Origin of the sequence: Microbacterium sp. NPDC064584, from assembly GCF_040687315.1 — a bacterium.
GTDB lineage: Bacteria > Actinomycetota > Actinomycetes > Actinomycetales > Microbacteriaceae > Microbacterium > Microbacterium lacus.
On the sequence record NZ_JBFBMZ010000015.1, the window covers coordinates 17,469 to 28,729 of the forward strand.

Consider the following 11,261-nt stretch of genomic DNA (forward strand, 5'->3'; position numbering starts at 1 on the left):
TTTCGCGCCGCGACGTGAGCACGGCCTGTTGTGTGGGTGTCGTCGGGGCCGCAGCAGATGTCACCGGTGGTAAGCGGGCGGGTCAGTTCGATCCGGCGCACCGTGCTGGTCTTGCGTGGCTCGTCGGGACCGCAGCATTCCTCGCTCACAGTGCGGCTCCCGTGGTGTCGCAGCAGAATGGCACGTCGCAGTTCTGGTCGGTGCAGGGTGCGCCGTCGTCGTAAGCGAGCACGGTGTCCACGAGCATCGAGATTGCGCGGGTCAGATGCGGGTCCGCGATCTCATATCGGGTCTGGCGTCCTTCCGGGGTCGCGACCACGATGCCGCAACCGCGCAGACACGCGAGATGGTTGGAGACGTTCGTCCGCGTCAGGGCCAGCGACTCCGATAACCGGGCAGGGTACCCGGGGGCTTCGAGAAGCTCCAGGAGAATCCGGGAGCGGGTCGGATCTGCCAGCGCGCGGCCGAGACGGTTCATCACATCAAGACGAGACGCAAGGGTCAGCATCGGCTGACTATACACCTGATAGTGTTTGATGGTCGACTATTCCGATTCCCTGATCTCCGAGCATAGGAACGTCCGCAATGATCCGCTCTGCCCGCGCTGACCGCGCTATCGCTACGCGCGTGCGCTGGACGGTGGCGAGGCTGCTGGTCGGGCTGGGACTCGTCCTGGTACTCCTGACGTGCTCTTGGGCCGCGACGCACTCGGAGACCGAAGGCCCCCAAGGAGCGTCGATCAGTGAGCTGATCATCACCGACGAGCCGGGCGCCGTCCCGGCGGTGACATCGGGTGGGCACGCCGGTGGGGCCGGAGATCTCGGTGCCGCCCTGTGCCTGTTGGGAGTGGCGTGCGCGTTGACGCTCGTCGTCCTTGCCTGGCGGGCACCGTCCCGCCCGTACAGCATCGAGCGTGTCGCCGGAATGGTGCGTGAGTTGATCGCGGTCCCGCCGTCCCGGATGCCGGTGCTTACCCTTACGCAACTGCGCGTTTACCGAACCTGATCCACCACTCAACACCCTCGCACCTGTGAGAGCGAGCGGATTCTGGTGCTGCCAGACCGCCGCCTGTTGAGTCCTGGTATTGGAGAACGTCGTGGCAAACCCATTCCGGGTGACTCTCGTCACCCGCACCGTGCCCCCGGTTGCCCATCGTAGGTCCAGGCGTCCATTCCGTGCGGCCGCCGCTATGTTCGCCGCGACCGCTGTATTCGCGGTCGCAGGGTGCACGTCCCAGGACGGGCTTGCCGCTACGGCGAACAACGGCACCGGTTCCACCAGCGTTGACGAGCGCATTGTCGAGATCTCCCCAGAGAAGCGTGGCGAGACGGTGGTGTTCGCTGGCGTCGACGAGCGCGGCAATCCGGTCAGCAGCGACGAGTTCGCCGGCGAGGTGTACGTCGTGAATTTCTGGTACGCCGCGTGCGGCCCGTGTCGGGTCGAGGCGCCCCTGTTGGAAGAGGTATGGCGGACTTACCAGCCCGAAGGGGTGGGCTTCATCGGGGTGAACATCTACGATCAGCCCGCCACCGCGCTGTCGTTTGCGGAGGACTACGGGATTACCTACCCGAGCGTGATCGACATCGTCGACGGGAAGACCAAGCTCGCCTTCGCCGCGGTCACCCCCATCCAGGCGACCCCGACGACCCTGGTCATGGACCGTCAGGGCAGGGTCGCCGCGCGGATCATCGGGCAATTGCCGGCCGCGTCGATCCTGTCCACCCTCGTCGCGGACGCGCTGGCGGAGAACGAATGAGCGCCGAAGGGTTCATCTTCGACGGCGCGCTATGGGTGGCCGTGCTCATCGCCATGCTCGCGGGCCTGATCTCCTTCGTCTCCCCATGCGTGCTTCCGCTTGTCCCCGGATACTTCGGCTACCTCGGGTCCTCCCTGTCCACCTCCGCGACACAAACCCAGGCCGCCGGCCGTGGGCGGCTGCTCGGCGGGGTGGCGTTGTTCGTTGCCGGGTTCACGCTCGTGTTCATGACCGTCACGGTGCTCGGCGGGGTGGCGGGACTGTTCTTCCTCGAATACGCGAACATCCTCACCCGGGTACTCGGGGTCGTCGTCATCGTTCTGGGCTTGGTGTTCATCGGTGCGTTCCCCCGTGCGCAACGCACACTCCGACCCCGTTTCCGCGGCAACCTGGGCCTGCTCAGCGCACCCCTGCTGGGCATTGCACTCGGGATCGGCTGGACCCCCTGCATCGGACCGACGTTGGCGGCGATCATGTCGGTGTCCTGGAATCTCGGCGACCCCGGCCGTGCCGCGCTACTGGGGCTGGCGTACTCCCTCGGCCTGGGTATCCCGTTCTTCCTGCTCGCGCTCGGACTGGGCTGGGCCACCCGGTCAGTCACCTTCCTCCGCCGTCACATCCGGGTGGTCAACATCATCGGCGGCAGCCTGCTGATCGCGCTGGGCGTGCTGATGGTCACCGGCATCTGGGGCATGTTGATGTCGGTTCTGCAGGGGGTGATGCTCAGTGTCACGCTCCCTCTCTGACCAGCCGTTCACCGACCCCTCCCGCCCCGCCGATCACATCGACCAGGACGAGCCGGACGCCGTCACCTCCCCGACGCTGGGGCCCATCGAGTGGCTACGGTGGGGGTGGCGACAACTGACCAGCATGCGCACCGCGATCCTGCTGCTGCTCCTGCTGGCCATCGCCTCGGTTCCCGGGTCAATTTTCCCCCAGCGCACCGCGGATCCCAACGGGGTCCTCCAATATTTCCGGACCAACCCCGACTTGGCGCCCATCCTCGACGGCCTCCAAGTGTTCGACCTGTACAACTCCGCCTGGTTCTCCGGCATCTACCTGCTGCTGTTCATCTCGCTGATCGGCTGCATCATTCCTCGCACCCGACACCACTGGAAAGCCCTCCGCACCCGCCCACCACGCACCCCGGCACGGCTCAGTCGGCTGGGCGCCCACCTTCTCGTCGACGTTCCGGCAAAGCCCGAGGACCCCGCCGCGGACGCGGCGGACACGATCACAGTCGCCGCCGCGGATCTGCGTCGCCGCGGATACCGTGTCGAGCGGTACGACACCGCCACGTCTTGGTCGGTGTCGGCCGAGCGCGGCTACCTGCGTGAGACGGGCAACCTGATCTTCCACGCCTCCCTCGTCGGGGTACTCGTCACCGTGCTCGCCGCCAGCGGCTTCTCCTACACCGGGCAGCGGGTCATCGTCGAGGGGACCACGTTCGTCAACACACTCAACGACTACTCATCGTTCACCCCGGGCAGGTTCGTAGACGGCACGCAGCTGGACCCGTACTCGCTGACCCTCGACAGCTTCGACGTCAGCTACGTGCCACTGGGAACTCCTGGCGCGGGCCAGGCGGGCGACTTCGCCGCAAACCTCACCATCCGTGATGCGCGCACCGGGACAGAGGACACCGAAAGCGTTCGCGTGAACTACCCGATCACGGTCGGCAGTGATCGGGTCTATTTGCTTGGAAACGGCTACGCACCCACCATCACCGTTCGAAACCCTGAGGGCACGGTCGTGTACAGCGAGTCGCAGCCCTTCCTGCCGCAAGACAGCATGATGACCTCGCTCGGCATCATCAAGGTCCCAGACGGGCTCCCCGAACAGGTCGGGCTCGTCGGATTCTTCTACCCCACCCAGGATGCTCTTGCCACGGGAGCGTTCACCTCGGTGTATCCCGACCTGGTGAACCCAGTCGTCACCTTCAACGTGTTCTCCGGCAGCCTCGGCATCGACGACGGCGTGCCCCGGTCGGTCTACACCCTCGACACCAGCGGGATGACCCAGCTCACCGGCGGCAGCAGCGGTGCCGACTCGATCCAGCTCACTCCCGGGCAGACCGCCGACCTGCCCAATGGGTGGGGCACGGTCACCTTCGAGGACGCCTCCGGCGGCACGAACCCCCTGGCGGCCGTAAAACGATTCGCGTCGCTCGACATCAAACGCGACACCGGCGCCACCTGGGTGCTCGCCTTCGCCACCCTCGCCACCCTCGGTCTGATCACCGGCCTTCTCGTTCCCCGACGCCGCGTGTTCATCAAAGCATCCGTCACCGGCGACCGGGACGAGCCCACCCTGCGCCTGGAATACGCCGGTCTCGCGCGCGGAGAGGACCCCCAGCTCCCCGACGCGATCACCGGGATCCGCGACACCCACCTCGCCGCCCGTGAACACCCCAGCCCACAGACACCCAGCCGAAGGAACCCACGATGAAGACCCCCATGAAAGTGACCCTCATCGCGATCGCCGCCGTGGTCGTGCTCGTCATCGGCGCCATCGTCTACACGGCCACTACCCGCCCCCAAGCGCCCGCAGACGACAACGCCGCTGTCGCACTCCCGGGCGCGCGCAGCAACTCCCACCTGCTAGACAGCGCCGGACCTGACGCGCCGACCCTGGTGGAGTTCCTTGACTTCGAATGTGAAGCGTGCGGGGCGTTCTACCCTTACATCGAAGAGATCCGTGAGCAGTACGACGGGCAGATCAACTATGTGTTCCGGTACTACCCGATCCCCAGCCACTACAACTCTATGAATGCCGCCCTCGCGGTGGAAGCGGCCGCGCAGCAGGACCGGGTGGAGGACATGTTCCACCGGATGTTCGAGACGCAGGCCGAGTGGGGCGAGCAGCAGGTCTCGGAAGCGGGCTTGTTCCGGAGCTTCGCCGAGGAGCTGGGCCTGGATATGGCCGCCTACGATGAGGCGGTCGCGGATCCCGCCACCCGGGAGCGGGTCGAGGAAGACTTCGCCGAGGGGCAGGACATGGGCGTGCAGGGCACGCCCACGTTCTTCCTCGACGGCGAACGACTCGAGCTCACCCAGTTGACCGATCTGACCAATGCTCTCGACCGCGCCCTCGCAGACTGACACGCCGACGCGCGTCGTGGCCCCCGCCGCTGCGCGACGGGGAGTGCCGCTGTGGGCCGCGATACTCCTCGCCGCGATCGCCGGTGGACTCCTGGACCTATCCTTCCCCGCAGTGGGGTGGTGGCCACTCACGTTCGTGAGCATCATCCTCGCGTTGTGCACGATTATCCGACGCAGCATCGGCGGTGCGTTCCTAGTCGGTGCGGCCTTCGGCGCCGCGTTTTACTTCATCCATCTGGTGTGGGTGGGCACCTACCTCGGCCCCGTCCCCTGGGTGGCGTTGGCCGGCCTGGAAGCGGTGCTGTTCGGCGTCGGGGCGATCCCGCTCGCCCTCGCCTACCGGTGGACCGACCGTGCCCGCGGACATGTCATCCTCTGGTTTGTCGGCGTGCCGCTGCTGGTGGCAGGGCTGTGGACCGTACGAGAACTGGTGATGGGGTCCTGGCCCTACTCCGGATTCCCATGGGCGCGGATTGGGATGACCCAAGCGAACGGACCGCTACCAGAGGCGGCATCCTGGGTCGGGGTGACCGGGCTGAGCTTCCTCATTGTCGCCGCCTGCGCGAGCCTCGTGCAGTGGTGGCGAGCCGGTGGACTCCGACGCATGGCAGGCCTCCTGCCTGCCGCGGTGATCGTGACCGCCCTGCTGGTCGTTCCGCAGTTCCCGACCGGCGACGCCGGCCGGCTGGACATCGGCTGGGTACAGGGCAACGGGCCCTCCGGGTACTTCGATGACCGCACCCCCGGTGATGTGCTGGCCGCGCAGACAACAGCGACGGCCCCCCTGCTTGGGGAGGATATGGACCTGCTGGTGTGGCCCGAAGGGGCCGTCGACAGCGACCCCCTCACCGACCCTGCCACCGCCCGCCGCCTCACCGATCTCGCCGCACAGGCTGGCGCACCGCTGCTGGCCAACGCCGCCACCGCTCGCGGCAGTGACGTGTTCAACACCTCGATTCTGTGGGACGGGCAGGGCACTCCGCAGCTGCATGACAAGGTCAACCCCGTCCCGTTCGGCGAGTACGTCCCAGACCGCTGGTTCTACGAGCGGATCGTGCCCGACTTCATCGGCTTGATCCAACGCGAATACACCGCCGGCCAGAACCCTCCGTTCGTCACGGTCGACGACGTGACGGTCGGTCTGGCGATCTGCTTCGACGTCATCTACGACTCCGTCATCTGGGACGGCGCCCGCGAGGGCGCACAGGTCTACGTGTTCCAGACCAACAACGCCGACTTCCGCGGCACCGACGAGAATCTTCAACAGCTCACGTTCGCCCGGATGCGGGCTATCGAGACCGGACGCGCCGTGGTCAACGTCTCCACCGTCGGTACCAGCCAGGTCATCGCCCCGGACGGACAGATCATTGACGGCGCCGGAGTCGACAAAGCGGCCGCGGCGATCACCCGGGTCCCGCTGCGCGAAGGGCTCACCCCCGCCGTCGTGCTCGGCGGGGTCCTTACAGCTCTGATCGCCCTCGGCGCGATCACCGGTCTCACCATCGCCGGAATCGGACACCGACGCCACCACCACCGACCCCAAACCGCACGAGGAGCAAGTGATGCCTGACCCTGAATCCCTGACCCTGGACAGCGTCTCCCTGCTGTTGGTGTGGACCGCGATCGCCGTGTACCTGCTGGCCTTCGTCGCCTACGCGGTTGACCTCGCGCAACGCTCAGTACGCCGCGACGAACCTCAGCGGGTGCCCGCGCTCGTGACCGCGGGCGGCGCAGACACGCCGAGCGCCGGCGACGAACGCGCCGAGCTGAATGAGGTCCGCGCCCGGCCGGGCCAGCGGCAACGTCTGCTCTGGGCACGCATCGGCACCGTGCTTACCGGGTTCGCGTTCATCTTCCATCTCGCCGGCACCATCGGGCGAGGACTCGCCGCAGAACGAGTCCCGTGGGCGAACATGTACGAGTTCGCGCTCACCGGGACTTTGCTGATCGTCGCGGTCTACCTAGCCGTGCTCCGCCGATACGATCTACGCTTCCTGGGCTCGTTCCTCATCGGTATGGTCGCGTTGCTCCTGGGCGGTGCGACCTTGGCGTTCTACGTCGAAGTCACCCCGCTGATGGACCCCCTCAAGAGCGTCTGGCTCGTCATCCACGTTTTCGTCGCCTCCCTCGGCACCGCCCTGTTCGCGATTTCCTGCGGCCTCTCCGCCACACAACTGCTCCAGTCCCGCCGCGAACGACGGGCCGCAGCGCCGGGGGAGGACACTCAAGCGGCCCGGTCGGGCTACCTGCGCACGCTGCCGACCGCCGACACGCTGGAATCCCTGGCCTACCGGTTCGCGATTGTGGGGTTCATCTTTTGGACCTTCACTCTCATTGCTGGTTCGATCTGGGCAAACGACTCCTGGGGCCGGTATTGGGGGTTCGACACAAAGGAGGTTTGGACCTTCGTGATCTGGGTGCTCTATGCCGGATACATCCACGCCCGCGCGACACGAGGCTGGCGCGGTACCCGATCGGCGTGGCTGTCGATCATCGGGTTCACCGCCGTCCTGTTCAACTTCACCATCGTCAACATGTTCTTCAAAGGCCTGCACGCCTACTCCGGCCTCAGCTGACGACCAACGACCGCTCGATCATAAAGGACTCACCCCTCCATGCCCACACCATTGCTCGACCCCGGTTGGTATCCGCGTCCGCCGGCGGCGACGTACACCCGCCCTCGCCACGGCGTGTCCTCGGTCTCCGACGTGCGAAGCACACGATGAACGGCGGTCGAAGCCGGAGACTGGCCGTCGCGTGCCTGGTCGCACTGGCCATGGCTGTCGTCGACCAGGGTACGAAGGCCATCGCGCTCGCACAGCTGAGCGAGCAAGAACGAATTCCGCTGATCGGCGACCTACTGGGGTTGCAACTCGCCTTCAACCCCGGGACCGTCATGTCTCTCGGCTCGAACAGCACCTGGGTGTTCACTGTGATCGGGATCGTGGCGGGGATCGCGCTGTTCTATGCCGCATGGCGGGCGACATCCACGGCATGGGCGGTCGCAATCGGATTCGTCTGGGGTGGAGCAATCGGCAACCTCATCGACCGCCTCTTCGCCGCTCCCGGGTTCGGCCGCGGCCACGTCACCGACTTCCTCGCCTATGGCAACCTCTTCATCGGAAACATCGCCGACATCGCCATCGGAATCGGCGTCGGACTCGGCATCCTCCAGGTGCTCCTCAGCCACCGGTCCCAGACGCGCAGCGAACACCCGGGGGCAACCTCCCCCCAGGAGAAGTGACTTCGGCCCGATTACAGGTCATCCGGGTTAGACGATGCTCGCCAGCACATTCAGACGGAACTGCGCGAGCACCGCGACAACCAGGTAAGCGGCGAGCGTCACGAGCGTGATCCACGGCCACAACACCGCACCAACCCGCCGTGCCCGTTGACCGAAGACGCCCTCGCGCAGGTTCCGGACCGTCACGATGAAAAACAGGGGGAGCGTCGCCAGCCACACCACAAGACACCAGGGGCAGAGCGTCCCCAGCACATAAATGCTTTGCCCGATCAGCCACACCACGAACGCAAACGCACCCGCGACACCGATATTGAACAGCATCCAGAACCAGCGAGCGAAGTGCGGTACCGCCCACAGCGCGACTCCGACGCACACCACGAGCGCGAACCCGACCAGTCCGAGGAACGGATTGGGAACCCCAAACGCGGCCCCTTGAGCGCTCTCGAGGTTCGCAGAGCACTGCGCCAGCACGGAGAAGTCGCAACTGAGGCCCGCATCGGGGCTCGTCAGCTTTTCGATCTTCTCAACGGACAGGGCCATCGATGCCGTCAACCCGACGGCGCCACACAGCGCGAGGAACAAGCCGAAGAAGAATTCACGGCGCATGAGCTGGGACAACTTTCACCATCGCTAGATACATACGGAACAGATTGCAATCATACAGTGATGCGTGTATGTTCATTGCGTGCTGACTATTACCGATCGTCTGGATGTGATGAACCGTCTCGGCCGCGCCATGGCGGACCCGACACGCTCACGCATTCTCATGACTCTGCTTGATGGCCCGATCTATCCCGCGGCACTCGCCCGTGAACTGGATCTCAGTCCGTCCAACGTCTCCAATCACCTGACCTGCCTTCGTGACTGTGGCATCGTTGTTGCGGAGCCCGAGGGTCGCCGAACTCGGTACGAGGTCGCAGATCCCCGTCTCACCCGGGCGCTCACCGCTCTGCTGGACACGACCTTGGCGGTGGACCATGCAGCCGGGTGCATCGATCCCTCCTGCGCGGCCCCGGAATGCTGCACGACGGAGGCGACGGCATGATCTTCCTCTCCATACTGCAAGCGATCGGCCTGTTCATTGTCACGAACATCGACGACATCATTGTGCTCTCGCTGTTCTTCGCCCGTGGCGCGGGACAACGGGGCACGACCGCTCGAATCCTGGTCGGGCAGTATCTGGGATTCGCAGGCATTCTCGGCGCGGCTGTACTCGTAGCTCTCGGCGCCGGAGCATTCCTGCCTCCAGAGGTCATCCCCTACTTCGGTCTGATCCCGTTGGGCCTGGGACTATGGGCGGCCTGGCAGGCATGGCGTCGACGTCACGACGACGACGATGACGATGAGGGCAAGATCGAGGGTAAAAAGGTCGCGGTCTGGGCCGTAGCGGGTGTCACCTTCGCAAACGGCGGGGACAACATCGGGGTCTACGTGCCGGTCTTCTTGAGTGTGGGACCCGCCGCCGTGGTCGCCTACTGTGTAGTGTTCCTCGCGCTCGTCGCAGTCCTGGTGTACGTAGCCAAGTTCATCGCTACCCGACGTCCGATCGCGGAAATCCTGGAGCGCTGGGAGCACATCCTGTTCCCGATCGTCCTGATCGGCCTCGGCATCTTCATCCTGATCAGTGGCGGCGCATTCGGGCTCTGATCACCAAAAGGAAGCAGGCCGAGCCGGGGACCTACGTTCCGATCATTAGCGTTCACCCGCAGTGGTTAGACGGGAATGAGCACAAACCCGTCCTCGGGTTGCGCCGGGAATCGCCGCAGGTCGACTCGAAAGTCCTGGCCGGGGACTGTGTACTCCGCAGTGGCCAGCCGTCCCACAGCGGAAGCGAGGAGGTCTACCGTCGCCGGTTCGCCCGGGCAGCGGTGGCCGTCCTCGTAAAAACCACCGCCTTGCGGCACAAGCGCGTTGTGGTGCGGCTCGCCCGACATGAACCGGGTGGGAGCAAAGGTGCACGGATTTGGCCAGAGCTGAGGATCACGATTGGTGGCGAAAAGATCAAGGATCACCCAATCACCGCGCCTAAAACGGACACCGTCCCATTCCACATCGCGTGCGGCGGTCCCGCCGACCACGGGGAAAAACGGCGTAGTGCGGCGCACTTCCTGGGCGAAGGCGAGTCGGGACTCCTCGTTCTCGGCGACACGCGAGCGCCATTCGGGATGAAGATGCAACGCGAGAGCCGCGAACATGATGAAGCGCGCGATCGCAACGGTGGGTCGAAGCAGGTTTAGGAACTCCACGGCTGCAGTACGCTCGTCGAGCGACTGACCGTCTGCGTCCCGATGGCCTGCCACCCTGGCCGCGATGGTCTCCGGCGGCGCGTCGCGAAGCACCTGTCGCGCCCATGCTTCCGTGCGCAGCCGGAGCGCCCGTCCTCGCAGGTTTCGTGGCCCGAAGGAACCTGCGCCATCGATCATCCCTGCAAATTCGGACGCTCTTCGATCAAGGTCGCGGCCGCTGAGCGGAGTACCCGCCCAAGTGCACACCCCAGCGGTCAGAGCGCGCCCAGCCAACTCCAGCAGAGATACGCGGTCTCCGGACGCCGCGGCCCATTCTTTCTGCCACGCCTCCGCGACATGGCAATCCAGATCGAGGCGAGCTGACGCATCGAGCACGTCAATGAAAAGTGCCTTCCGATTCCGGTGCTCGCCCCCGGTGAGGGTCTGCACGCTTCCCTCATCCTGCAACGAGTGCTTCACCGAGCGAGGCATCGCCCGATCCCGAGTAAATCGGTCACCCTCGTAGAAGAAGCGCACCCACCCGCTGCCGCGGGCGAAAGTCACACGTCTCCCCATCAGGCGAGTCGTGAACGCATCGCGTCCTACCGCATCGAACCCATGCTGCCCGAACGCGTACCCGCGCATGAGGAACTCGAGCGTTCGATCGACGGGAAGAACGGGAAGCGCAGATCTCCTGTCCTCGGGCATGCTCTGACGGTATTCACGAAGTTGTTTATGTGGCAAGGGACTTGACCTCCGCAGTTGCAGGTGGCGCGCACCCGGCCGTGCCGGAAACGATCGATTCTGAGCAGGCCGAGCAACGCGCGGTGCGCACCGCGCTGTGACTTGCGGCGCTAAATGTCGCGATTCTCGCGTCGCTCTGAATCCAGTGAGGGGCTCTGTGTCTCGTCTCGAGACGCGCGTTATGCCGGTCA

The 11,261-nt window shown here is 65.5% G+C and carries 13 protein-coding genes; 10 read left to right on the top strand and 3 right to left on the bottom strand.

From position 1 onward, the window contains the following. Positions 1 to 145: 145 nt before the first annotated feature. On the bottom strand, positions 146 to 508 hold the full coding sequence (locus AB0P18_RS16105) for a metalloregulator ArsR/SmtB family transcription factor (RefSeq protein ID WP_292858965.1): 363 nt from the start codon (positions 506 to 508) through the stop codon (positions 146 to 148). Positions 509 to 585: 77 nt separating this feature from the next. Here AB0P18_RS16105 and AB0P18_RS16110 point away from each other — a divergent pair, with 77 nt between their 5' ends. From AB0P18_RS16110 to lspA, 8 genes are all read left to right on the top strand, one after another. Continuing rightward, positions 586 to 1,005, top strand: coding sequence for a hypothetical protein (locus tag AB0P18_RS16110; protein WP_292858968.1), 420 nt, complete (start codon positions 586 to 588; stop codon positions 1,003 to 1,005). A gap of 184 nt (positions 1,006 to 1,189) precedes the next feature. Next, positions 1,190 to 1,756, top strand: coding sequence for a TlpA disulfide reductase family protein (locus AB0P18_RS16115; RefSeq protein ID WP_363360858.1), 567 nt, complete (start codon positions 1,190 to 1,192; stop codon positions 1,754 to 1,756). After that, positions 1,753 to 2,502: a cytochrome c biogenesis CcdA family protein gene (locus AB0P18_RS16120; protein WP_251454398.1), complete on the top strand. Its 750-nt coding sequence runs from the start codon at positions 1,753 to 1,755 to the stop codon at positions 2,500 to 2,502. The genes AB0P18_RS16115 and AB0P18_RS16120 overlap by 4 nt, the downstream gene beginning before the upstream one ends. Then, complete coding sequence (locus AB0P18_RS16125) at positions 2,483 to 4,204, top strand: cytochrome c biogenesis protein ResB (protein WP_363360859.1); 1,722 nt, start codon at positions 2,483 to 2,485, stop codon at positions 4,202 to 4,204. The genes AB0P18_RS16120 and AB0P18_RS16125 overlap by 20 nt, the downstream gene beginning before the upstream one ends. Further along, on the top strand, positions 4,201 to 4,857 hold the full coding sequence (locus AB0P18_RS16130; protein ID WP_251454406.1) for a thioredoxin domain-containing protein: 657 nt from the start codon (positions 4,201 to 4,203) through the stop codon (positions 4,855 to 4,857). The genes AB0P18_RS16125 and AB0P18_RS16130 overlap by 4 nt, the downstream gene beginning before the upstream one ends. Beyond that, the gene (lnt, locus tag AB0P18_RS16135) at positions 4,829 to 6,427 is read left to right on the top strand and encodes an apolipoprotein N-acyltransferase (protein WP_363360860.1); all 1,599 of its coding nucleotides are present in this window, start codon (positions 4,829 to 4,831) and stop codon (positions 6,425 to 6,427) included. Before AB0P18_RS16130 ends, lnt begins: the two co-directional genes overlap by 29 nt. Then, positions 6,420 to 7,433: a c-type cytochrome biogenesis protein CcsB gene (gene ccsB / locus AB0P18_RS16140; RefSeq protein ID WP_242086950.1), complete on the top strand. Its 1,014-nt coding sequence runs from the start codon at positions 6,420 to 6,422 to the stop codon at positions 7,431 to 7,433. The genes lnt and ccsB overlap by 8 nt, the downstream gene beginning before the upstream one ends. A 146-nt stretch (positions 7,434 to 7,579) precedes the next feature. Next, positions 7,580 to 8,101: a signal peptidase II gene (gene lspA, locus AB0P18_RS16145; RefSeq protein ID WP_363360861.1), complete on the top strand. Its 522-nt coding sequence runs from the start codon at positions 7,580 to 7,582 to the stop codon at positions 8,099 to 8,101. Between the two features lie 27 nt (positions 8,102 to 8,128). Here the strand turns inward: lspA and AB0P18_RS16150 are convergent, their stop codons facing one another. Next, the gene (locus AB0P18_RS16150) at positions 8,129 to 8,707 is read right to left on the bottom strand and encodes a vitamin K epoxide reductase family protein (protein WP_363360862.1); all 579 of its coding nucleotides are present in this window, start codon (positions 8,705 to 8,707) and stop codon (positions 8,129 to 8,131) included. Positions 8,708 to 8,786: 79 nt separating this feature from the next. Here AB0P18_RS16150 and AB0P18_RS16155 point away from each other — a divergent pair, with 79 nt between their 5' ends. Both AB0P18_RS16155 and AB0P18_RS16160 read left to right on the top strand, forming a co-directional pair. Then, positions 8,787 to 9,146 (top strand): metalloregulator ArsR/SmtB family transcription factor, encoded by a 360-nt coding sequence (locus AB0P18_RS16155; protein WP_242086956.1) that lies wholly within the window; start codon positions 8,787 to 8,789, stop codon positions 9,144 to 9,146. Continuing rightward, positions 9,143 to 9,748, top strand: coding sequence for a cadmium resistance transporter (locus AB0P18_RS16160; RefSeq protein ID WP_344230562.1), 606 nt, complete (start codon positions 9,143 to 9,145; stop codon positions 9,746 to 9,748). Before AB0P18_RS16155 ends, AB0P18_RS16160 begins: the two co-directional genes overlap by 4 nt. A gap of 65 nt (positions 9,749 to 9,813) precedes the next feature. Here the strand turns inward: AB0P18_RS16160 and AB0P18_RS16165 are convergent, their stop codons facing one another. After that, positions 9,814 to 11,034, bottom strand: a complete 1,221-nt coding sequence (locus tag AB0P18_RS16165; protein WP_363360863.1) for a cytochrome P450 — start codon at positions 11,032 to 11,034, stop codon at positions 9,814 to 9,816. Positions 11,035 to 11,261 lie beyond the last annotated feature (227 nt).